The organism is Candidatus Nitrosotenuis uzonensis (assembly GCF_000723185.1).
Classification (GTDB): Archaea; Thermoproteota; Nitrososphaeria; order Nitrososphaerales; family Nitrosopumilaceae; genus Nitrosotenuis; species Nitrosotenuis uzonensis.
This window is the reverse complement of record NZ_CBTY010000009.1, coordinates 91,814-112,841: the sequence shown is the minus strand read 5'-3', so window position 1 is coordinate 112,841 and position 21,028 is coordinate 91,814. Positions and strand designations below refer to the sequence as shown.

The 21,028-nt window shown below is 41.8% G+C and carries 27 protein-coding genes; 11 read left to right on the top strand and 16 right to left on the bottom strand.

What is annotated here, in order from left to right:
- The first annotated feature begins 64 nt into the window (after positions 1 to 64).
- Positions 65 to 763 (top strand): CPBP family glutamic-type intramembrane protease, encoded by a 699-nt coding sequence (locus NITUZ_RS05805; RefSeq protein ID WP_155991409.1) that lies wholly within the window; start codon positions 65 to 67, stop codon positions 761 to 763.
- Position 764: 1 nt separating this feature from the next.
- Here NITUZ_RS05805 and NITUZ_RS05800 read toward each other — a convergent pair whose 3' ends face one another.
- Positions 765 to 1,385 carry a hypothetical protein gene (locus tag NITUZ_RS05800; protein WP_048196373.1) on the bottom strand — a complete coding sequence of 207 codons (621 nt, stop codon included), beginning with the start codon at positions 1,383 to 1,385 and terminating at the stop codon, positions 765 to 767.
- Positions 1,386 to 1,441: 56 nt separating this feature from the next.
- On the opposite strand from NITUZ_RS05800, the gene NITUZ_RS05795 reads away from it, so the two are divergent.
- From NITUZ_RS05795 to nadA, 3 genes are all read left to right on the top strand, one after another.
- A complete protein-coding gene (locus NITUZ_RS05795) occupies positions 1,442 to 2,614 on the top strand; it encodes a hypothetical protein (RefSeq protein ID WP_155991407.1) in 1,173 nt (390 codons plus the stop codon).
- Between the two features lie 177 nt (positions 2,615 to 2,791).
- On the top strand, positions 2,792 to 3,610 hold the full coding sequence (locus NITUZ_RS05790) for an aspartate dehydrogenase (RefSeq protein ID WP_048196925.1): 819 nt from the start codon (positions 2,792 to 2,794) through the stop codon (positions 3,608 to 3,610).
- Between the two features lie 93 nt (positions 3,611 to 3,703).
- A complete protein-coding gene (nadA, locus tag NITUZ_RS05785; RefSeq protein WP_048196368.1) occupies positions 3,704 to 4,639 on the top strand; it encodes a quinolinate synthase NadA in 936 nt (311 codons plus the stop codon).
- On the opposite strand, the gene nadC is transcribed toward nadA, so the two are convergent.
- The 4 genes from nadC to NITUZ_RS05765 form a co-directional block, all read right to left on the bottom strand.
- Entirely contained in the window at positions 4,636 to 5,454 is an 819-nt protein-coding gene (gene nadC, locus NITUZ_RS05780) for a carboxylating nicotinate-nucleotide diphosphorylase (RefSeq protein WP_048196366.1), read from the bottom strand. The genes nadA and nadC overlap by 4 nt on opposite strands.
- 32 nt (positions 5,455 to 5,486) lie before the next feature.
- On the bottom strand, positions 5,487 to 6,377 hold the full coding sequence (locus tag NITUZ_RS05775; protein WP_048196364.1) for a sensor histidine kinase: 891 nt from the start codon (positions 6,375 to 6,377) through the stop codon (positions 5,487 to 5,489).
- 138 nt (positions 6,378 to 6,515) lie between these two features.
- On the bottom strand, positions 6,516 to 6,704 hold the full coding sequence (gene spt4 / locus NITUZ_RS05770) for a transcription elongation factor subunit Spt4 (RefSeq protein WP_048196362.1): 189 nt from the start codon (positions 6,702 to 6,704) through the stop codon (positions 6,516 to 6,518).
- Positions 6,705 to 7,313, bottom strand: a complete 609-nt coding sequence (locus tag NITUZ_RS05765) for a DNA-directed RNA polymerase (protein WP_048196924.1) — start codon at positions 7,311 to 7,313, stop codon at positions 6,705 to 6,707.
- Between the two features lie 241 nt (positions 7,314 to 7,554).
- Here NITUZ_RS05765 and NITUZ_RS05760 point away from each other — a divergent pair, with 241 nt between their 5' ends.
- From NITUZ_RS05760 to NITUZ_RS05740, 5 genes are all read left to right on the top strand, one after another.
- Complete coding sequence (locus NITUZ_RS05760; RefSeq protein ID WP_048196361.1) at positions 7,555 to 8,637, top strand: Mrp/NBP35 family ATP-binding protein; 1,083 nt, start codon at positions 7,555 to 7,557, stop codon at positions 8,635 to 8,637.
- An 11-nt stretch (positions 8,638 to 8,648) separates the two neighbouring features.
- Positions 8,649 to 9,140: a GTP-dependent dephospho-CoA kinase family protein gene (locus NITUZ_RS05755; protein ID WP_048196359.1), complete on the top strand. Its 492-nt coding sequence runs from the start codon at positions 8,649 to 8,651 to the stop codon at positions 9,138 to 9,140.
- A gap of 105 nt (positions 9,141 to 9,245) precedes the next feature.
- On the top strand, positions 9,246 to 9,782 hold the full coding sequence (locus NITUZ_RS05750) for an inorganic diphosphatase (protein WP_048196357.1): 537 nt from the start codon (positions 9,246 to 9,248) through the stop codon (positions 9,780 to 9,782).
- Between the two features lie 61 nt (positions 9,783 to 9,843).
- Positions 9,844 to 10,218 (top strand): M48 family metalloprotease, encoded by a 375-nt coding sequence (locus NITUZ_RS05745; protein ID WP_048196355.1) that lies wholly within the window; start codon positions 9,844 to 9,846, stop codon positions 10,216 to 10,218.
- A 35-nt stretch (positions 10,219 to 10,253) separates the two neighbouring features.
- On the top strand, positions 10,254 to 12,341 hold the full coding sequence (locus tag NITUZ_RS05740; RefSeq protein ID WP_420887312.1) for a sodium-translocating pyrophosphatase: 2,088 nt from the start codon (positions 10,254 to 10,256) through the stop codon (positions 12,339 to 12,341).
- Here the strand turns inward: NITUZ_RS05740 and NITUZ_RS05735 are convergent.
- Together NITUZ_RS05735 and NITUZ_RS05730 are read right to left on the bottom strand one after the other, a co-directional pair.
- A complete protein-coding gene (locus NITUZ_RS05735) occupies positions 12,338 to 12,637 on the bottom strand; it encodes a winged helix-turn-helix transcriptional regulator (protein WP_052370143.1) in 300 nt (99 codons plus the stop codon). The two genes, NITUZ_RS05740 and NITUZ_RS05735, sit on opposite strands and share 4 nt — an antisense overlap.
- A 69-nt stretch (positions 12,638 to 12,706) precedes the next feature.
- Positions 12,707 to 12,931 (bottom strand): hypothetical protein, encoded by a 225-nt coding sequence (locus NITUZ_RS05730; RefSeq protein WP_155991404.1) that lies wholly within the window; start codon positions 12,929 to 12,931, stop codon positions 12,707 to 12,709.
- Between the two features lie 220 nt (positions 12,932 to 13,151).
- Here NITUZ_RS05730 and NITUZ_RS05725 point away from each other — a divergent pair, with 220 nt between their 5' ends.
- The gene (locus tag NITUZ_RS05725) at positions 13,152 to 13,334 is read left to right on the top strand and encodes a hypothetical protein (RefSeq protein WP_048196349.1); all 183 of its coding nucleotides are present in this window, start codon (positions 13,152 to 13,154) and stop codon (positions 13,332 to 13,334) included.
- Between the two features lies 1 nt (position 13,335).
- On the opposite strand, the gene NITUZ_RS05720 is transcribed toward NITUZ_RS05725, so the two are convergent.
- From NITUZ_RS05720 to NITUZ_RS05705, 4 genes are all read right to left on the bottom strand, one after another.
- Entirely contained in the window at positions 13,336 to 13,518 is a 183-nt protein-coding gene (locus NITUZ_RS05720) for a hypothetical protein (protein WP_048196347.1), read from the bottom strand.
- Positions 13,519 to 13,569: 51 nt separating this feature from the next.
- Positions 13,570 to 13,827, bottom strand: coding sequence for a DUF2024 family protein (locus tag NITUZ_RS05715; RefSeq protein WP_048196921.1), 258 nt, complete (start codon positions 13,825 to 13,827; stop codon positions 13,570 to 13,572).
- A gap of 84 nt (positions 13,828 to 13,911) precedes the next feature.
- Positions 13,912 to 14,319, bottom strand: a complete 408-nt coding sequence (locus NITUZ_RS05710; RefSeq protein ID WP_048196345.1) for a M67 family metallopeptidase — start codon at positions 14,317 to 14,319, stop codon at positions 13,912 to 13,914.
- A 2-nt stretch (positions 14,320 to 14,321) separates the two neighbouring features.
- Complete coding sequence (locus NITUZ_RS05705) at positions 14,322 to 15,893, bottom strand: cupredoxin domain-containing protein (protein WP_177309465.1); 1,572 nt, start codon at positions 15,891 to 15,893, stop codon at positions 14,322 to 14,324.
- Between the two features lie 94 nt (positions 15,894 to 15,987).
- Here NITUZ_RS05705 and NITUZ_RS05700 point away from each other — a divergent pair, with 94 nt between their 5' ends.
- A complete protein-coding gene (locus NITUZ_RS05700) occupies positions 15,988 to 16,875 on the top strand; it encodes a heme o synthase (RefSeq protein ID WP_048196343.1) in 888 nt (295 codons plus the stop codon).
- On the opposite strand, the gene NITUZ_RS05695 is transcribed toward NITUZ_RS05700, so the two are convergent.
- From NITUZ_RS05695 to NITUZ_RS05680, 5 genes are read right to left on the bottom strand one after another with little or no spacing between them, the layout of a single operon-like run.
- A complete protein-coding gene (locus NITUZ_RS05695) occupies positions 16,872 to 17,174 on the bottom strand; it encodes a hypothetical protein (protein WP_048196341.1) in 303 nt (100 codons plus the stop codon). The two genes, NITUZ_RS05700 and NITUZ_RS05695, sit on opposite strands and share 4 nt — an antisense overlap.
- Positions 17,175 to 17,178: 4 nt before the next feature.
- The gene (locus NITUZ_RS05690; RefSeq protein WP_048196340.1) at positions 17,179 to 19,350 is read right to left on the bottom strand and encodes a CDC48 family AAA ATPase; all 2,172 of its coding nucleotides are present in this window, start codon (positions 19,348 to 19,350) and stop codon (positions 17,179 to 17,181) included.
- A 5-nt stretch (positions 19,351 to 19,355) separates the two neighbouring features.
- Positions 19,356 to 19,637, bottom strand: coding sequence for an elongation factor 1-beta (locus NITUZ_RS05685; RefSeq protein ID WP_048196338.1), 282 nt, complete (start codon positions 19,635 to 19,637; stop codon positions 19,356 to 19,358).
- Positions 19,638 to 19,640: 3 nt separating this feature from the next.
- Entirely contained in the window at positions 19,641 to 19,820 is a 180-nt protein-coding gene (locus NITUZ_RS09840) for a zinc finger domain-containing protein (RefSeq protein ID WP_081844886.1), read from the bottom strand.
- A gap of 50 nt (positions 19,821 to 19,870) precedes the next feature.
- Positions 19,871 to 21,007, bottom strand: coding sequence for an NAD(P)/FAD-dependent oxidoreductase (locus NITUZ_RS05680; protein ID WP_048196336.1), 1,137 nt, complete (start codon positions 21,005 to 21,007; stop codon positions 19,871 to 19,873).
- Between the last annotated feature and the right edge of the window lie 21 nt (positions 21,008 to 21,028).

The following is a 21,028-nucleotide window of genomic DNA, read 5'->3' as shown; positions in this document are numbered from 1 at the left end:
ATTTTATTGTAAATTTTAGAAGACAGTAAACACCTAAACAAACGCCAAGATTCAATCTGACCTGTTGCATCCAAAACAAATCTATGATATGAATCCGAGGTCATGGACAAAAAAATTCCAAAAAAATTCCATCTCATACCTAATCCAGATGGCCGCATTCTATCATGCCCTCAGTATTACAATAATGTATGCGTCCTCATTTGGCATATCTCATGTCATCTCCGATTATGAGGCTCCATCATTTCCAATTTCAGTCGTTATGACGGTAACATCTGGTCCTATCGAAGAGATCTTGTTCTTTGGTCTTGCTTACTATGTCGCTGGTACCCCACAAGCAATCCTGTTTACAGGTGCTATATGGTCAGTGGCGCACATTTTCAGCACGCATGTGTTTCAGATAAACACGCTTGGCTATGCGAGTTTTCTATTTGCAATACCTCATATGTTTTTCTCAATACGAACGTGGTTAAGCGGAAAAGGTTGGTTTGCAATTTTATTTCATTCTGTATGGAATACCGCCTTTCTTCTGTCCTATTGCTACCTTGGCATAAAGGAATGTTCAGTCGTGGGAACTGTCAACTATCTGACTGTGGACTTTCTGGCAATAGGTTTGGCAGCGTCACTAATCTCAATAATCTGGACTTTACATAATAAATCAAAAATCTCTAAGACCGTGTATACAAAAATCCTAATTTTTTCTATTACGGCATTCTTATTATTTGAAGTTTTAATTAATTTCATATACATTAAGATGTTGCTGTAATCTAGGGCTCTCGTGCGGTCTTTAATTTATTATAAAATTCGATGGTCGAATCAATATATTCGTCAACATTTTTCTTTATTTTTGGCATTCTTTTGTACAACTCTTCCCATATTCTCATATATTCTGGTTTTCTTACCAGCAGAAATTCCCCGATATAAAGTAGCATATCTCTGGGTATCTTCTCTGGTTCCTTGAGCATATCTATCTGCTCTTCGACTCCTGCAAAATAATGAACATATTTCTTGAACAGAGTTATGCTGTTCTTAGAGCTAGACACATTCTTGACATCAAATCCTTCTTCGTCTAGCTCTGATAGGAAATCTTCAAACCGTATCCACTTCAAATAATATCGTTCTAATCGGTCCTGTATTGATTTATCCTTACTGTAAAAATAAACAATGCCTAACAGTGTAGGCCCGTAATGGATCTTTCTTCTACTGGTGTCTTTTAAACTCGAGTATGTTTTGAGCCATTTGTACTTGACCATCTCCTTAAAATGTCTGTGTATGGTTCCAATCGGACTATCTGATTTGAGGTTTGCAGTATACAGCGTGAGTGGACCTTCATCTAATACCGTCCTAAACAGGCGTGCCTGTACCTTCTCATGCGTGGACATATCCATTTTCTATTACCTATATGATAATAATGGATATATCTATTTTTATGGATATATTGTATGTGAAAAAGATAATTTTGCTATCTTTTTTGATGGTGCTATCTGTTAGCACTGCAACTGCGCATGCTGCACAATTTTTGTGGGATGCCAGAACAGAAGAAACACAACTCAATCCAAAGATTACATTCCAAAGAACTATTTCACTTGAATACCTGCCAGATAGTATAGTGGCAAAGGAATTACAGGGAGCTCAAGTTACAGAATATTTTTTATCAGATTCGTCAACAAACGGAATTTCTGAATTGGTAGAGAAAATAAATAAACACTTGGAAGAACACGGTAGTCATGTTAGGGTGTCTGATGCGGTAGTAGAATACACCGTTACATTAACGGGGCGTCCAACAAGTGCCACAGTTGACTATAAACTAGTTCTCATTCCAACAATTTCTGACTTTTTGATCCGAGAGTATGATATCGGAAGTCCAGCATTACTTGATGTATCATGGAGATCTATCAGAGTGAGTGGGCCTGTGATGATTGGGGGAATTGAAATTAATCTTCCTGTATCATTCTTACAAAAACACTTTCCCAATACGTATAATGAACTTGCTGGAACTGGAGCAGAAACTATATTGCTGTCAAATCTACTTGATGCATCTGGCGTGGGTCTGCCTCTAGCAAAATGGCATTCTTTGTTTGATCCGACTCCAATAATATCTGATGCTCAGAGATTCGGATTCAATGGTGACATTGTGACAACTTACTCGATGGGTGAGAGCAGAATAGGCGTTTCTGCTAAGGAAAAGATCTCCGAAACGTCATCTGCTGATTATAAATTGACTAGTATTGAGGCATCTGATAGTGCTACTATACTTGTGCCCGGATATGCAACTCCTGACATCCTCTTGGGTATTGAGGTTATAGGCACCAGTCCAAACGCATTAGATGGTTCTCAATTCAACGATCAGGGGCAGTTTCCAGTGTTTATAATATATGGAATGACTGGAATCGCAGCCTCAGGGGCAGTCGTTTTCTTCTGGTGGAGCAACAAAAAGGCAAAACATGATGAATTCCTTGGCCAGTCTGGGATAGATCCAGCGTATCTTAGAGGTGTTCAGACAAGTACGGCCTCGGGTGGATACCATACAAACCGCGGTGAGGCGCATCTTATAACAAATGATTCTAAGACAGACGCATACAAAGTTAGGGGAACAATGCCGAGGGACTGGAAATAATATCTCTTACTTTTTTCTCCATCTTCTAGCAGCCTTTTGATCTGCTGCTCTTTGATGTTTGCCTGACTTTCTTTTTGCCATAGTTTAACTCAAAAATTCGGTTAGTTATCTGTTGTCTTTTTGTCAAATTATGCCAATAACTCAGAGTTCATTTACTTGTTTTCTATCATAATTGATATGAAAAAAATAGGTCTACTGGGATGCGGGGCAATAGGAACCCAAATAGCACTGGCAATAGACTCTGGCAAAATTCCTGCAATTTTGACACATGTGTATGATTTTGATAGGTCAAAATCAGAAGCACTTGTATCGCGACTCAAAAAAAGACCACAAATAGCAGAAAACCCACACATGCTATCATCTAATCCAGTCGATATTGTAGTTGAGGCAGCATCGCAGGACGCAGTACGCAATCACGCTTTGAGCATTCTGCAAAACAGACGCGACTTGTTGATTATGAGTGTTGGTGCATTACTTGACGAATCGGTACTTGAAATTCTACTTGATGCATGCAGAGAATTCAAAAGGACGATATATCTTCCGTCCGGAGCTCTAGCAGGTTTAGATGCAATCAGATCAGTTAAGGAGGAGCTTGAATCGGTACTTCTCGTCACTACAAAAAACCCGAAATCACTCAAGGGAGCCAGATTCTTCGAGGTTAGCAAGATTGATACTGATTCCATAACGACAAAAACAGTTCTATTTGAAGGATCTGCAAAAGACGCAGTGAATTTATTTCCAGCAAACATTAACGTTGCAGCACTACTTAGCCTTGCAGGTCTTGGAAGCCACAATACAAAGGTAAGAATAGTTGCCGACCCACAAACTGATAAAAATACTCACCAAGTAATAGCACAAGGAAAATTTGGAAGCATATCAATAACTGTAGAAAACGTACCTGATTCAACAAATCCAAAGACAAGTCGCCTTGCTACGCTTTCTGCAGTAGAATGTCTGAGAGCCGCTTGCTCAACTGATATGCGAATAGGCTCCTGATCTGGCAAAAATTGCCATGATCGACTGACTGGTTGAAAATTCCCACTCTAACCCGAGTCTTTAAATGAATATTGGAGCCAAGCTTATGATCGTATGCTTACAGACAAGATCCTCAAGCTGAAAAAAGAAAAAGACGTGGTCATTTTGGCACATAATTATCAGCTTCCAGAGGTTCAAGATGTGGCCGATTTTGTAGGTGACTCGCTAGGTTTATCGCGACAAGCTGCAAAGACTCCACACAAGACAATATTGTTTTGCGGCGTACATTTTATGGCGGAAACTGCGGCAATAATCTGTCCAGACAAAAAGGTCTTAATTCCAGACCTGTCTGCAGGCTGTTCATTATCGGACTCTATTACCATATCGCAACTAAAAGAATGGAAAAAGTCCCACCCCGGTGCAATCACAGTGGGCTATGTAAATACTACTGCCGAGATAAAATCAGAGCTTGATTATTGTTGTACTTCATCAAATGCAGTCAATGTAGTAAAATCGATCCCAAAAGACAAGGACGTTTTATTCTTACCCGATATGTTCCTTGGCTCATATGTTGCCAAGATGACGGGAAGAAAAAACATGTACATCTGGGCAGGAGAATGTCACGTGCATGCGGGGATCAGATCAGATGATATTCAAAAACAGCTTGACTCTTATGCAAATTCGGAATTGCTAATACACCCAGAATGTAGTTGTACCTCGCAGATAATGTATGATGTTGCAGTTGGCGACTATTCTAACAGACAGGTGCAAATACTTTCAACTGAAGGAATGATGAATTATGCAAAACAGTCTACTGCAAAGAACTTTGTGGTGGCCACGGAAACTGGAATTCTCTATAGAATGCAGCAGCAAAACCCAGATAAGAATTTCATACCTGCCTCAAAAGGTGCTGTATGTCAGTATATGAAGATGATCACACTGGACAAAGTCTACGCATCATTGTTCGAAGAAAAATACGAAGTTATCGTCCCAAAACAAATTGCAGATAAGGCAAGAGTTGCAATAGAGCGTATGCTTGCAATAAGTTAAACTTCCAAACTAAAATCAATCGCTTTAACAGAATTTGTAATACTTCCCATCGAGATCATATCTACTCCAGATTTTGCATACGCTACAATGTTTGCAGAACTTATGCCTCCGGACGCTTCAATTTTCACCTTATCACGCAGTCCAAGCCTGTCAAGTGATGCGATTGTTTTTCTTATCTTGGTGACGGTAAAATTATCCAGCATTATAATGGATGCACCCATTTTAGCAGCAAGTATTGCATCTTTTTCTGTCTCAACTTCAACTTCGAATATCTTGTCTTTCTTACGTGCTCTTTGAATTAAAATCTCAAGTGAGCCTTCTGTGGCGATGTGATTATCTTTTATCATGATCATATCGGCTAGCGTGACTCTGTGTTTTTTACCGCCTCCTATTTCCACTGCTTCTTTATCAAAATAACGCAGTCCGGGTGCCGTCTTGCGTGTTGAGTACAATCGAGCGTTGGTATTTTTTATCATTCTTGCTAATTGATTTGTAGTGGTAGCAATTCCACTCATCCTTGATAACAGATTTAACGCAGTTCTCTCACAGCTTAGAATTTTTCTTGCAGGCCCAGTAACGATCAATACTGTCTGATTTTTGTGTATGGTGGAGCCGTCTTTTTTTAGGATCTTGGATCTACAACCATTCATGGCAAAGAGCATACTTGTAAATCTGATTCCAGCAATAATGCCTTGCTCTCGTGAAACAATTCTAGCACAAATTATCTTGTTTGTTATCAGTGAACTCGTAATGTCATTCTGTACGTTGTCTTCTCTGAGAAACCTTGCTAGCTCAGCTCTTACGTTGAACGCCATTGCGTAATTCCTCTCATAAGTACTTAAATTCTCTACGAAAATGAAGCCAAAACAGAGTTTGTCCTTGCTTCCATACTGTCCCAATCGGAGTTTTTTGGAATACGTATGGTGAAGGTAGCTCCTTTACCTGAACTTTGTACACTAATTGTTCCACCATGCTGCATTATGATACTTTTGCAGCTTGAAAGTCCCAGCCCTGTACCGACCTGTTTTGTTGTAAACAATGGCTCAAAAATCTTATCTTGTATTTCTTGTGGAACGCCTGGACCGGAATCTGTTACATTAATTAAAACAAAACTGTCATCTTCACGATCATCGAATATTTCTATGCTGATATCTCCATCGTTTTTACCTATTGCCTGAATTGCATTTACAATCAAATTCACAAAAACAATTTCCATCTTTTCAGGATCACAAAATACGGTTGCGTCCTTAAGCGGTGGATGAAATGAAATGTTTGATGGCATCTGTATTCTCTCAATCACGTCATGACAGATAAGAGAAAGTGAATATTTTTCTCGTTTTAGCTTGGGCATCCTTACATAATCGAGTACGTCCTCAAGTTGATGTGAAAGTCTGCTTATTGCTCTGTCTAGCCTTGCCCACTGTTCACTTGATTTCTCATCTAGGTGTTTTTCAAGCTTTACTCTTAGAATTTTTGATGTGTTCGAAATCACATTGAGTGGATTTCGTAAATCATGTGCAATTCTTGCGGACAGCTGTCCTATTGCTGAAAGTCGTTCTGCCTTCAAAAGCTCTTCGTCTTTATGACGTACTTCTTCTTTGAGGTTGTCTCTTTGCTGTATTATCTCTTGTTGAAGTTCCTCGAGCTTTGCCATGTTATCTTGTAGTTTCATATTGAGAGATTCAACATCCGCTTTTGATTCTTTAAGCTCCTTGATTTTTGCAACAAGTATTTTCATTAACTCCTCATTGGAGAATTCTTTTATGAAAAAATATGGACTCTGATCTGGCACAATGGGTAATATCTATTGGATATTACTATGAATTTGTGTGTGTTTTAATCAAACAAAATATTTTTAATTGACTTGTAATAGTGTCTACGCTACTTTTATTGCATATTTGCCCTTTTGAGTTATGCCTAGAGTTTTTGCAATATGAGAATTCTCCGGGTCTGCAACTAACACAACTCCCGTCCAGTCTGGCGTAAGATCTGATGACTTGCATAGCGGACATACTTTTCCAACAAAGACATACTTGCACTTTCTGCAAGCCATTTCACGCACCATTTACTTGTTCACTTCAACTAGCTTTTTTTTTGAGTCTGTCTTGTCGCCAGAATCTTCCTTACCTGATTTTTTTATCTCTTCTGCAATCCAGTCCTCAGCTCCCAAAAATGGCTGTCTGCACGTGATCCCTATCTTCCCCATAGTTGCTGCCTTGCCAAGTGAGACTGCAGTAATTCTGGCCCTTATAGTGGAGCCTACTTTTAGCGTACGGTTCGACTGTTTTGCAATTATTATGCCTGACTTGACATCGCTTTGCAGATAGTCATCCATCACTTGTGAGAGGTGTAGGAGTGCATCGGTGGGCCCTATTCTGACAAATGCGCCAAAGTCTGTAATATCGACAATTTCTCCCAAGACAATTTCCTGCAGTCTTGGCGTGAATGTAAGTGCTTCAAATTCTACTCTGTGATATGTACCGCCGTCCCCTGCAATCATTTTTCCCATCTCATCAACTTTTGCCTCCAAAATCATAATGATGTATCCTAGGTCTGCGTTGATCATACTTTCGTATTTTTCTTTGAGAATAGCAACAGCTGCTTTTTTGAGCGAAGTTCCAAACATGCTGGGTGGGATCCTAACTACATCCTCTAGGGTAGATATAGAAAACAACTGTGCAACCTCCATGGGCTGAATTTATGAATCTTTGGGTAAATTCTGAAGATTTTTTATCTCTTACAACGAATAAATCAATTATTTTGAGATATTGCTAAATGCCAAATTAATTTTGCCAAAATTTGACCGCGTAAGATTTTTTTGCTTAGGGCTAGCTAATCTGCAAATCTTGTGAAAAAAATTTCGTTGTTTTGAAAAACGACCTATCTTTAAATATCGTAAATGAAATTTTTTTTGCATGGTTGGCGTAGACCAAGTACTAACAAAGCTTGCAACTGTAATTGATCCTGACCTCAAAAAGGACATCGTTTCAATGGGAATGATAAAGGACTTGGAGTTAAACGATGGCAACCTCAAATTCACGTTGGAGCTGACTACTCCGGCATGTCCATTTAACGACCAGATTGAGCAGGACGTAAGAAAGGCTGTAGGTGAAATAGAAGGAATTAGAAATTTTGATCTTAATGTAACTGCCAAAGTAATGGAAGGCAGGTCACTTGCAGCTGACGAAGCAATGTCAACAGTAAAAAACATCATCGGCGTTGCTAGCGGGAAGGGCGGAGTTGGCAAATCTACTGTCTCTCTAAATCTTGCCCTTGCACTTGCACAGTCTGGCGCAAAGGTGGGACTGCTTGATGCCGACATTTACGGTCCAAGCATACCATTGATGCTTGGCATGCAAAAAGCATTCATGGAAGTAGACAACAACAAACTTCAACCGGCAGATTCACATGGAATCAAAGTTGTATCGTTTGGATTTTTTGCAGAACAAGAACATCAGGCTGCAATATACAGAGGACCTATAATCTCTGGAATACTAAAGCAATTTCTAGTCGACACTAATTGGTCTGATCTTGATTATCTGATAGTTGATCTGCCCCCTGGTACAGGTGACATACCGTTAACTCTGGCACAGACGATTCCAATTACTGGCATACTGGTGGTGACAACACCGCAGGATGTAGCATCAAACGTTGCGGTTAAAGCAATAGGAATGTTCAACAAACTCAACGTGCCAATAATTGGTGTAATTGAGAATATGAGCTATTTTGTATGCCCAAAATGTAGTGACAAACACTATGTCTTCGGTGAAGGCGGAGCAAAAAGAATCAGTGAAAAATACAACATTCCGTTTATTGGAGAAATTCCCCTTAACTCTGGCATCATGCAGGGTTCAGACAAGGGCAAACCTGTGATAATCACTGATCCAAATTCGCCCAGTGCGGAGGCAATAAGGGCGGCGGCAAAAAATGTGGCAGCTCAGTGTAGCATACTTGCAGCCAAGCTAAAGGAAGAAATGCAGGGCGATGCCGCAGCTTAGCCTGAGAAGATGTGAAACTAAATACAAAACTCAGAGAACAGTTGAAAATTCCCCTTGGTGTACTAGTTGAGGAAAAACATACCACAAAAGAAAACATTCTTGGGCACATCTCGGAAAGCTCGTACGTGATAACTGTAGGGGATGCGACAACTGAAAAAATGCTCAATTTTGGCATAGTGCCCTCGCTCCAAATAGTTGACGGACTGGAAAAAAGATCAAAAAGACAGCCCCCAAAAAGCAACGCAACAAAGATGCATTGCCATAATCCACCAGCACAGATAACAGAGGAGAGTATTCGTACTATAAAGCAAGCATATGCGTCAGCGCCTCCGACACAAATACTTGTGACTGGAGAAGAGGATCTACTTGTAATCCCAGCTTGTATCTATGCCCCTGATAATTCAGTGGTACTCTACGGCCAACCAAATGAAGGGCTTGTAATAGTTCAAGTAACGAACGAAATTAGAAATAAAACAAAAAAACTTCTACAATCAATGGAATAAGGGTATGATGAGACGGTGGCTGTATGATACATGATTACACACTAAACTCTGACCCTTTCTTTATACTCCACAACGCTTAGATTAATCAAATTTGGCACTATTTGTATGAGCAAAAATTTTTGGCATGACATTGAAACAGGCACTGACATACCGGAGATTATCAACGTAGTGGTGGAAATTCCAAAAGGCTCGCAAAACAAGTATGAATACGATAAAAAACACAATATGATGAAGCTTGACCGCGTACTTTTCTCCCCGTTTCACTATCCAGGTGATTATGGAATCATTCCACAGACGCTCTCAGATGATGGAGATCCGCTTGATGCATTGGTGCTTGTGACAAACCCTACCTTTCCGGGAATCTTAATTGAATGCAGACCAATAGGACTTTTACGGCTAAAGGATCAGGGCAAGTCTGATGATAAGATAATCTGTGTTTCCACTACAGATCCGCGCTACCTTAACACCAAGGATGTTTCCGATATCGAATCCCACCACTTAAAGGAGATGGCTCACTTTTTCCAAGTGTACAAAGATCTCGAGGGAAAAAAGGTGGAGGTGCTTGGCTGGGATTCGGCAGACAAGGCAAAATCCGTGATAATGGACGCAGTAAAAAACTATAGACAAATTCTGCGCAAATAGACAAATTCTTACACAAGATTTGACACCGCGGAATAAAGGACTACTTTCCAATTTCCATTAAATGAAGCTTGATCCTGATCTGCGTCTTGCAATATTGGAGAAGGTGGGAATCTTCGCATCACATCTTTCAATTGCCGAGCCTAAAGTACTGCTTACAACAAAAGAGGTTCTTGAGATCCCAAAGGAGCTTACAGCTGGCCGCAGAACCACTGCATACAAGTACTATGGCGTTTCATACATGCTACACAATCTTGTATTTATCAATGTGAAAAAGATCCCTGATGAAAAAACGCTTGAAAATACCATAGCGCACGAGCTGGTCCACCTGAGATTTCCATACCTTGCCCACGGCAAGCGCTTTAACAAATATGTACGTCAAGTTTTACGAGGCAAGAGATTCCACCCATACCAAAAGAGAAGCGCTAATCCGGCTTGATTTATATTTCCTGCATATAGGCATGCAGGTATAAAATGGAGCTGCAACTAGAACAATTAATTCCAATCGCTGCAGCAATAGCATCATTTGCAGTAGCTGCAGGATTTGCCGCTTGGGTAACAAAACAGAAGGCTGGCACCAAGGAAATGATGGACATCTCAGATGCAGTAAGAATAGGTGCAGCAGCATTTCTTAGACGTGAAATGAAAATCATAATTCCGATAGCAATCGGGCTTGCTGTGGTAATAGGATACTTTATCGGTTTTTCAAATGGTATAGCCTTTGCAGTAGGAGCAGCACTGTCGGCAGTGGCAGGTCTAATTTCACTTAAAATTACAGTAAAGGCTGCAGTCCGGGCTGCAAACGCGACGGGCAGCGGCATAGGCAAGACATTTGCACTTGCATTCAGAGGAGGGGCAACAGTTGGATTGGCAGTACCTGCAATGGCACTACTTGCACTCGCATTATTATTTTACATATTTCCAGACCCAATCACAATAGCTGGCGTTGGAATTGGAGCCAGCCTGATTGCGCTGTTTATCAGAATAGGCGGTGGCATATTCACCAAAGCTGCAGATATGGGGGCAGACCTTGTAGGAAAGGTTGAAGCCAACATACCTGAAGACGATCCACGAAATCCTGCTACAATAGCAGATAACGTCGGAGACAACGTAGGTGACGCTGCAGGCATGGGCTCTGACGTTTATGAATCATACATTGTAACAATACTTGCATCAATACTGATTGGAGCTTTAATTGGTCTGCCGCAAATAATGATGTATCCAATACTAATTGGCGCATCCGGACTAATTGCCTCAATTATAGGAACTGCAACAATCGGCTCAAAGAATGTCTCAGATGTTATGGGGCCACTTAACCGCTCATTTTACGTCTCAGCTGCAATAGCAATCGGTCTTAATTTTGCATTCACATACATGTTTGTAGGAACCAATTCACTTGCAATGGCCCTGTTTGGAGCAACTGTCATAGGAGTTATACTAGTGCCTGTTATACAGAGAATAACTGACTACTATACAAACTACAAGTACCGCCCTGTTCAGGAAATCCAAGAATCTGCAAAATGGGGGTATGCATCGCTTACCCTGATGGGAATTATCAAAGGAATGCAATCAACGGGCCCATTCATGATAGCACTTGTAGCTGCAATCATAATCTCATTTTCCATTTCTGCTGCATCGGCACCTGACCCATCGCAGGCACTGCTATATGGGATATTTGGTACCTCGCTTACAGCTATGGCAATGCTATCTCTGGCAGGGATAGTCCTTTCAATTGATGCATTTGGGCCAATAGCTGACAATGCAGGGGGAATTGTCGAGATGACAGGCATGGGAGAAGAAAATCGCAAAGTCACAGACCAGATTGATGCTGTTGGCAATACTACCAAAGCAGTTACCAAAGGATTTGCCATTGCGTCAGCTGGACTTGCAGCTCTTGCAATGATTCAGGCATTCCAATATGAGGCAAAAGCGTTCCTGACACACCATGCGGAAACCACTTTTTCTCATCTCTCCCCTGAGAGCTTTGCAAAGCTTTCTGATTACACACTTACAAACCCTGCAATAATCGTGGGCCTTTTGGTGGGAGGACTAATCCCATTTATCATAACAGGCCAGCTCATAAGCGGCGTATCGCGCGCTGCATCAAAAATGGTTGATGAGGTAAGACGACAGTTCAAAGCTGATCCTGATATTCTGACTGGTAAATCAAAACCTGACTATGCAAAATGTGTTGACATTGCTACGATTGCGTCTCTGAGGGAACTCTGGAAGTCTGCAGTGATTGCAATATCTGCTCCAATCGTGCTTGGGGTTTTACTTGGCCCTACCGCGGTAGCAGGACTTTTGATGGGGGCTGTTGTTACCGGAATATTCCTTGCATATCATCTTGCAAATACCGGTGGCGCATGGGATAACGCAAAAAAACTAGTGGAAATGCAAGGACACAAGGGAACAGATGAACACAAAGTTGCAGTTGTTGGTGACATAATAGGCGATCCGTACAAGGATACGGCAGGTCCTGCACTAAACACCGTAATAAAACTACTAAATACTGTAGCAATCGTATTTGTATCTGCCTTTGTAGCGATACTTGTTCTCTAGAGTGCCTTTCTGATTGCCCATTTTACCAAAGACGAGCTTGCAACAATTAACGCAAGTCCTTTCTCTGTAACGCTGTATTCAACTTTGAACGGTGGATTGTTGCCAAAAACTGAGCGCTTGATGAGGGATTCTTTCTCAAGATACCTTAGTGTCTCTGCAAGCGTAGATGGAGATATGCCACTTAATGACTCTAGTAATTCGTTGTAACGCATCTTTTTATGGGCTCGAAGTTCCCATAATACCCTGAAATTCCATCGTTTCCCGATAAAGTTGGAAATTTCATAAAGAAACGGCACTATATAGTCTGTACTGTGCAATACTTGTCACGGTTTCGTTACATGTCAAGTTTTAAAAACTAGTCGTTCTTATTCCCTCATCTTACTGAGAAATTCTGCAATTTCCTTCTCATCTACCACCTCTCCAAGCTCCGCAGCTATGTTTTCTATGATATCTTGGTACTCTTTACCGTAAACGTCCCTTAAGACTGATTTTAGATATTCTGGCTTTTCAAAACAATCAAAAATCTTGCAGTTGTAGTCGCGCTCAAGTCTGGCCAGTACAAGATGGTATTGCGGTCCCCCCTTTCTCATGAGGACCACTTCTACGGAAAAGGTAACCATTGCTTTATAGTTATTATCAGTCATTTACAGTATCTGATACGATACAGCAAAAAAACCCTGTCTGTGCGTTAAGTACAACTAAGGTTGCGATTCACAAGCGTAACTCGTGCATGCATTATACTAATTTGAGACAGCTTCGAATTCCCGAAGTTGATGTTTTAAATAATTTCACCTAAATCCAATCTTTGATTTGGGTCTTACAAAGAAGCGAGTTACATTCACCATTGATAAGGAACTTGACAAAAAAATACGCCAATTGCAAGTAGATCTTATTACAAGCACGAATCGAGGGTGGAGTTATTCTGCCGTTCTGGAAATGCTGATAGAAGAAGGGCTCAAAGGGTTTAACGCAAAACGAATGCAGAAAAAGTAACCTACTCTAGGACGCGCGTCATATCAAGTTCGTCTATCTGTGCCTCGATCGTCTTCTTGAGCGTATCCTTGTGCTCGCGGCAGAACCAGAAATACCCATCTATTGTCTCAAAGCATCCGCAAATCCATTCTGTCTTCTTATCGCCTTCAACTGTCATCTTGCGGTAGGATGGCTCATCTGGCATGTATTGATTGGCCTCCCAGCCAATTAAAGTGTTAAAAAATTAAAAAAAGGCTTATGGACAGCCTTCCATCTTCTGGATAAAGTATCCTTTTTGTTTTATTGCGTCTTCCACTGGTTTTGGAGCGCCCTGTGAATGACAGAACTGACACTCTTCAGTAGTGACTCTTGCATCTCCTTCACCAATGCTTTTGAGCCATTCTTTGGCGTACTCGATTGCCTTTGCGTGATCCTTCACGTCGGTAATCACATCAAAATGCATCGTATGGCCGTCTTTGGCCTCAACATATGTGTCGTAGACATGTATTTGCATCATGGCTTATCTTGGAAAAGGGGATATTTAATTCAAGAAAGGACTGGAAGAAAAATTCCAAAACCCGATAACAAGCATTTGGAATCACACTATCTTTATTGTAAGTGGTACTGCCTCGTTTTCCAGAACGTATGCTTTGAACTGGCCTGATTTGTTTGAAAAGATTACCCATACTACTGGATTAACTTCCATGAATCTTTTATCCATCGCAGAGGGTGCCGCCTCTGAGTGAGGATGTGAGTGAAATATGCCGACAACGTCCAGTCCTGCACTCTCGGCATCCCTGTATCCTCTTATCAAGTCCTCATTTGATATGGAAAATTGAGTCTGCGATTTTTGCGAGTTTTCGACCAAAAACACCTCTGATATCTTGACTTGATCGTCCTCATCCTTGCCAAATAGTAACGCGCAAGATTCATCGGGGAATGTACTCTTGGCATGTTTTACAAGCGTGTCCAGATGATGTTTTTTTATTGCGATTGATTTTGGCAAAACTATTCTACGATTACTTTGCCAGTCATCCACGGGTGGACTTGACAGTAGTATGGATATTGGCCTTTTGTTTCGAATGTAAATGAGAATAACTTGCCTGCCATGAGCAGTCCGCTGTCAAATTGACCTATTGGACCTGTCTTGACATCTCCACTTGTAACCGTGTGTGCAGCAGTATCATCATTTGTCCAAGTTATGGTGGTTCCTATTCCTATCCTGATCTCACTGGGTGCAAAGCATGCATTTTCTTTCTCGCATCCTGGCATAGATGTGCCAAGAGGAATTGAAACTATTACTGCATCTTCCTGTGGTGATGGCTCAACTGGCTTGGGCTCTTGATCCGTTAAGACCTCGGATTCAACTGGTTGCGATACTTCAGGTGCTACCATTTCTGATTCTGGCTCAACTGCTGGCTCAGATTGCATCTTCTCTTCCGGTATTGAATTTGGATCCGTTACAGTTGCATCTTCTGCAAGTCTTTCTTCTTGCTGTCCTTCTGTCAGCTCAAATGCCGCCGTCATCCACGGGTGGACTATACAAAGATAATCGTACTTACCTGGCGCAAGCGTTGATGTATCCAGTCTGTACACTTCACCTGCGTTGATCACACTACTGTCAAATATTCCGTCAGTGCTGGTTACAGTGTGCATCGTATCATCATCATTGGTCCAGACAATTGTATTGCCAAGTGGTACTTGAGCAAAGTCAGGCTCGTAATCTGGATTGCCCTGAGTTGCAGAACCCTTTAGTATTGAAATTGGAAATTCTGGAGCACTTTTAGGCTCTTCAAGTATGAACGATGCTGTCATCCACGGGTGGACTATACAAAGATAATCGTACTTACCTGGCGCAAGCGTTGATGTATCCAGTCTGTACACTTCACCTGCGTTGAACAAGTTGGAATTAAACGTCTCTCCTGCATCTGCAGAGCTCGTAACAGTATGAGATACATCGTCATTGTTGGTCCACTCTATTATGTGTCCAATTGGAACATGTGCTTCATCAGGCTCGTAATCTGGATTGCCCTGAGTTGCAGAACCCTTTAGAATTGATATTGCAAATACAGGTGCCGTAGTAGCTGGTTTCTCAGACGGCTCCTCCACTGGAACTGGTGGCGGTACAAGGTATGGGGATGGACCGTATAATCCAAATCCGACATATGCTGAGATGGCAGCCCCTACCGCCAGTATGAATATTATTGAAATCGGTTTTGTATACTCGGGCATTTTCATTGCAACGTATGCTATTACTATTGCTGGAATGGTTACGATTAGCATGACTCCTGCAAAAGTAGGCAGTGTCGTAATTGTGGTAAAACTGAACGCTGCAACCGCAAATGAAAGTGAGATTCCAAGGACTACCAGAGTTGTTGCCTTTGCTCTATTGCTGGTAGATACACCGCCATCAAGTATTCCTGCTGCCAAAAATATCAGACCAACGAACATGGTGAGCCCTGTTAGAGCATGCATGCCGTCTATAAACGTGTGAGCTATGCCTGCATATGAAACGGTAACTCCTGCCAAACCTATGGCAGTCAGACCCATTCCTGGCATCATCAGGTCCCAGTTACTCATTTGTGCTTGATGCCTAAAGTGAGGTACTTAATCGTTTTGTAGCAAGATCGGGGTCGAAGAAATTAAATGCCTTAGGCAAGCGCACTCAGTGAGTTTGGGAGCAAAAGAAATCCTAGAGGTATCAAAACCGAGAATCGTAGTACTGCTTGTCATTACGGCAGTAACATCAATGTATGCTGCATCAAAACTGGTCGGACCTGAGCTTGACCTATTAGGATTGGTACACATAATAATTGCCGGTTCGCTGGCGTCCGCAGGTTCTAGTGCTCTTAATCACTACTATGATAGGGACATCGATCCTCTAATGAAGCGTACTAGTACAAGACCAATTCCATCAGGAAAGATAAAGGCATCTTACGTTCTAATTTACGGCCTTGGAGTCAGTGCCGCATCTGTAATTTATGCTGCAGTAACACTAAACTACACGTCCACATTTTTCATTGCCCTTGGCATTTTCTTTTATGTGATAATCTATACTGCGTGGCTTAAGCGAAAAAATTCTTCAAACATAGTGATAGGCGGATTTGCAGGAAGTGCGGCATCGATGGCAGGATGGACTGCTGCCACTGACTTTGTACCTCCTGTCGGAATTGATCTACTGGGATTTCTCGTTGGATTTCTGGTGTTTGTTTGGACTCCGTCACATTTTTGGTGTCTTGCCATGAAGATACGCGATGATTATGCAGAAGCACGCGTTCCTATGCTTCCAGTACTGATTGGAATGCAGAAAACATCCAAGTACATACTTGTCAATACTGCAATCTTGTTGCCATATTCTCTTATGTTATATGCATTTGGGCTCGGACTTGTTTATGTTGCAATAGCTGCAGCAAGCGGCGGACTCATGCTGGTATATCACTACAAGCTTACAAAAAATCCGACAGCTGATTTTGCGTGGAAGGCATACAAGGTTACTGCACCGTATCTTACCATAATATTCGTCGCAGTTGCTCTAGATGCCGCATTCCATTTTAGAATCTAAGATTCTTCTAGGCCTGGAAATGATGCCTCGTAATCTTTTTCCATCATTTCCTTGTTCTGCTGTTCATACTGGTCTTCTTCTTCCTCAATTACGGAAACTTCTATCCGTCTTGTATCCTTTGTCAGCCATGAAACCTTGATGAGGCCCATTATCTCCAAATCAAGGAGTATCTTGTTGAATTTGTCTTCGGCCAAAACCATTCCTGACTTTGAGAGGCTACGTACGAGCTCTTCATCGGTGAGTGAGCCTGCCGTCTTTATCTTCTCAAATACTGTGTTTCTCAGTGGTAATTCTGTCATTTTCTTAACCGTAAAACGTCTTGTCTATTGCTTTGGGAACTACATTAGAAATAGTTTCCCTTATTGACGTATACCATTGGTCTACTTCTTTTGTAATTGATGGGTGTACTTTTTTGAGCGCTGCTGAAAAATCGACACTACCTACTTTTGCAGCGTTATTTTGCATTGCGTGAACGCCTGCTTCTCTGCACAAGGCTGCAAGGTCGGCCCCGGTGTAGTTTTGTGTTGATACTGCAATCTCATCTAAATCGACGTCTGCTGATAGCGGCATCTTTTTGGTCAATATCTTGATTATCTGAAGTCTGCCCTTCTCGTCAGGTTGCTGAACATACAGGACGGGTTCAAGTCGACCTGGTCTTAGCAACGAGTGATCCAAAAGGTCAGGCCTGTTTGTAATTCCTATTACTGCAACTCTGGACGAACCGCTTTCTTCCATTTCGGTTAAAAGCTGACTGAGGATTGTCTGCCCTATGCCTGCCTCTTCACCGGATTTCATTCTTGCAAGCGAGTCCATCTCATCAAATATTATGACACACGGAGCTGATGTCTTTGCCTTTCTGAATATCTCTCTGATTGCCTTCTCTGACTCGCCAACCCATTTTGAAAGGATTTCAGGACCTCTAACTAGAATCATGTTCCCACCGCTCTCTGTTGCAACCGCCCTTGCAAGAAGGGTCTTTCCGCATCCTGGCGGTCCGTACAAAAGTACTCCTCTTGGGGGCTTTATGCCCATGTTGTAGAATTTTTGCGGTTCTCTTAAAGCTACAATGAGGTTGTCTTGGAGCGTACGTTTTACCTCATCCAGTCCTCCAACATCGTTCCAAAACACCTTGGGTCTTTCTACGTAAAACTCTCTCATCGCGGTAGGCACTACCTCATGCATGGCATCGTAAAAGTCCTGAAGCGTTATCTCCATTGACTGTAAAATTTCAGATGAAACCTTCTCTGTTTCAAGATCTATTTCGGGAAGATACCTCCTTATTGCCTTGAGTGCTGCTTCTCTGCACAGAGATTTGATATCTGCACCTGTGTATCCGTGTAGCTCTGATGCGAGTCTCTTTAATTCTACGTCTTCTGCTATCGGCATTCCGCGTGTGTGAATCTGCAAAATCTCTAAACGTCCGTCGGCGTTAGGAACTGAGACTTCAATCTCTCTATCAAACCTACCAGGTCTCCTTAGTGCAGGATCAACGCTGTCGGGTCTGTTGGTTGCACCAAGAACTATGACGTTTCCTCTGTCTGTGAGACCATCCATGAGTGCCAAAAGCTGTGCTACAACGCGTTTTTCGACATCTCCATATGCTTCCTCTCTTTTTGGTGCAATGGCGTCGATTTCGTCGATGAATATTATGCTGGGTGAGTTATCTTTTGCCTCCTTGAATATGTCGCGCAATTTTGCCTCTGTCTCACCATAGTACTTGTTCATGATTTCAGGTCCATTAATTGAAAACATGTTTGCCTCTGATTCTGACGCCAGGACTTTGGCAATGAGCGTCTTTCCGCATCCTGGCGGTCCGTACAGCAATATTCCTGAATGCGGTTCTATTCCAAGCCTTATGAAAATCTCAGGATGTCTTAGCGGCAACTCTACTATTTCTCGCATCACCTTGATCTCGTTTTTGAGTCCTCCTACTTCTTCATACGTGACACGAACTTTTTTGTCAATGGACTTGTCTGTGGATATGGAAAATTCAGTAGTTCTATCTATTGTGACGATTCCTTTCGGGGATGCCTTGCTGATTTTAAAGTCCATGGGATTTCCAAGAATCATGACTGAGATTTCGTCTCCTTGGCAGAAAGGCAATCCCTTTAGTCTGTTTTTAACAAAATCTGTAAATTCCTTGTCAACTGTCACCACATCGCTTACTGGAACCAGCACAATTGACTTGGCTGTCTTGGCAGTTGCCTTTTTTATTTTTACAATGTCATTGAGAGCGCCACCAACATTCTTTCTTGTCTGCCCATCAATTCGTATTATGTCTGCAAACTTGTCGTCTTCATCAGTCGGCCATACAACGGCACAGCTGGTGCGTTTGCCTGTTATCTCTATGGTGTCACCTGGGTTTACTTTCAGATAATCCATTGCGTCCGGGCCTATTCTCGCTCGCTTCTTTCCAACGTCCCTTTGCTTTGCTTCGCCTATCCGCATCTGCAAAGGTTCGTCCTTTCGGGCCACTTAGATCACTTCACATCTACTGATTTTCTGCTCATGTTGAGCACTTCAAACTCGCTTACGCCGTCAACTGATCTTACTGAATTCTCAAGCATGTCCATTTGTCCTTCCTTATCATCTAGATCGAATTCCGCCTTAAGATAGTATAGGCCAAAAGCTAGTGGTTCTTTGGTGTATTTTCCAAGCTTTATGTCTCCTTGCATATTTGCAGCTATTTTTTTTGCCAGATCGTCCAAGTTAACTTCAGTTCCTACTGGTAGAATCTTGGTGATCAGTAAAAGTCGTGCCATTTTCTATGGTCCTGAAAAACTGCATGATCTGCATGTAAACGGCCTTGCAGCCTCTCTACAGCTCTCGCATCTCCAAATCAGCACTGATCCGCATTCCGGGCAGTTGAATTTTACGCATTTATCATTTGGCATGATGTGTCTGTGACAGCAGCTGCATATTGGCAGTGTCATTGATGTTGACATGTAGCTGGTTTTTTAGAACTGCATTTATAGCTTGCTCATAGAAAATTGGACTAGCTTAGAAGCTTTTTGATTTCAGCCCCAAATATGGTCTGTGCCATTTTTAGAGATCCTCTCAGACCCAGCATTTTGACTATTGCAGAGGTGTGAAAATCAAAATCGTCACTTTCGGAAATATCTTTTATCATATCTGCAGTTATTGATGAGAATAACTTGTCTATGGTTGGATTGTCTAGGCGTTCAAGCATTTTGCGTGCAAAAAGTTGTTTTTCAAATTCATGTCCAAATTTTTTATGCCATGATTTCCTGTATTCGGCAAGAGCATCACGATTTCCAGTATTCAAAAATCTTGCAATTGCCTTTCCTGCAAAAATCCCCCCTATTCCGCATGAATAAATTCCTCCTGCAGTTGTAGGTTTTGATTGACCTGCAGCATCACCGACTACAACCGTATCACCGACTATGAATTCTTGTATGGGGCCGTTTACCCAGATTGGGGCAAACACTTTTCTGATTACTGAGTGCTTACCTTTCTGCTCTAAGATTTTCTCAATTGCGTCCATTGCATTAATTGCTCTTCCGGCAACTCCTATCTTGCCAATTCCATTCGATTCCGGTATAATCCAAGAAAAAAATCCCGGATACTTTTGAGCGTCAAAGTTGACCTCCACTACTCCTTTTTCTATCCAGTCTGCATAAACTTCGTACTGGGCAGACTGAAGCATACCAGTTCGATCTTTATTTACCAGTGACGATACACCGCGTGCATCAACTAGAATCTTGTAATCGAATGTGCCTGAATTTGTAACTGCTTTTCCGTCTTTTGCAGTCTTCAAAGTTGTTTTTACCTTGATATCTGCCCCATTTTTTTGCGCCTGCAATGCAATCTGCTTGTCAAACTCTCGCCTATTGATCACTAACACATTCTGTTTTTTTGCATTAACTGTAACGCTTGCACCACCAGGTGAGATAAGGCGTGCAAACTCAATCTGACTATCTAGCGTTTTGTTTGATGGTATGATGCCCAGATCTTCAAGACCTGATGCACTAACAAGGCCTCCGCAGTGCTCTGGGCTACCTATCTCAAAATCCTCTTCAACTACCAAAACACTATGACCACTTTTAGCGATTTCACGGGCACAAAAAAGTCCGGCAACGCTTCCGCCTGCCACAACTACATCAAATGACATTTTGTTTGCTTTCGCGTGCGC

What these genes read in the sequence shown, in the direction of transcription:
- NITUZ_RS05800 (WP_048196373.1), bottom strand. Translation starts at nt 1,385, where the DNA reads ATGGATATGTCCACGCATGAGAAGGTACAGGCACGCCTGTTTAGGACG.
- NITUZ_RS05790 (WP_048196925.1), top strand. Translation starts at nt 2,792, where the DNA reads ATGAAAAAAATAGGTCTACTGGGATGCGGGGCAATAGGAACCCAAATA.
- nadA (WP_048196368.1), top strand. Translation starts at nt 3,704, where the DNA reads ATGCTTACAGACAAGATCCTCAAGCTGAAAAAAGAAAAAGACGTGGTC.
- nadC (WP_048196366.1), bottom strand. Translation starts at nt 5,454, where the DNA reads ATGGCGTTCAACGTAAGAGCTGAGCTAGCAAGGTTTCTCAGAGAAGAC.
- NITUZ_RS05775 (WP_048196364.1), bottom strand. Translation starts at nt 6,377, where the DNA reads ATGAAAATACTTGTTGCAAAAATCAAGGAGCTTAAAGAATCAAAAGCG.
- spt4 (WP_048196362.1), bottom strand. Translation starts at nt 6,704, where the DNA reads ATGGTGCGTGAAATGGCTTGCAGAAAGTGCAAGTATGTCTTTGTTGGA.
- NITUZ_RS05760 (WP_048196361.1), top strand. Translation starts at nt 7,555, where the DNA reads ATGGTTGGCGTAGACCAAGTACTAACAAAGCTTGCAACTGTAATTGAT.
- NITUZ_RS05750 (WP_048196357.1), top strand. Translation starts at nt 9,246, where the DNA reads ATGAGCAAAAATTTTTGGCATGACATTGAAACAGGCACTGACATACCG.
- NITUZ_RS05745 (WP_048196355.1), top strand. Translation starts at nt 9,844, where the DNA reads ATGAAGCTTGATCCTGATCTGCGTCTTGCAATATTGGAGAAGGTGGGA.
- NITUZ_RS05740 (WP_420887312.1), top strand. Translation starts at nt 10,254, where the DNA reads ATGGAGCTGCAACTAGAACAATTAATTCCAATCGCTGCAGCAATAGCA.
- NITUZ_RS05730 (WP_155991404.1), bottom strand. Translation starts at nt 12,931, where the DNA reads ATGAGAAAGGGGGGACCGCAATACCATCTTGTACTGGCCAGACTTGAG.
- NITUZ_RS05720 (WP_048196347.1), bottom strand. Translation starts at nt 13,518, where the DNA reads ATGCCAGATGAGCCATCCTACCGCAAGATGACAGTTGAAGGCGATAAG.
- NITUZ_RS05715 (WP_048196921.1), bottom strand. Translation starts at nt 13,827, where the DNA reads ATGCAAATACATGTCTACGACACATATGTTGAGGCCAAAGACGGCCAT.
- NITUZ_RS05705 (WP_177309465.1), bottom strand. Translation starts at nt 15,893, where the DNA reads ATGAGTAACTGGGACCTGATGATGCCAGGAATGGGTCTGACTGCCATA.
- NITUZ_RS05695 (WP_048196341.1), bottom strand. Translation starts at nt 17,174, where the DNA reads ATGACAGAATTACCACTGAGAAACACAGTATTTGAGAAGATAAAGACG.
- NITUZ_RS05685 (WP_048196338.1), bottom strand. Translation starts at nt 19,637, where the DNA reads ATGGCACGACTTTTACTGATCACCAAGATTCTACCAGTAGGAACTGAA.
- NITUZ_RS09840 (WP_081844886.1), bottom strand. Translation starts at nt 19,820, where the DNA reads ATGTCAACATCAATGACACTGCCAATATGCAGCTGCTGTCACAGACAC.
- NITUZ_RS05680 (WP_048196336.1), bottom strand. Translation starts at nt 21,007, where the DNA reads ATGTCATTTGATGTAGTTGTGGCAGGCGGAAGCGTTGCCGGACTTTTT.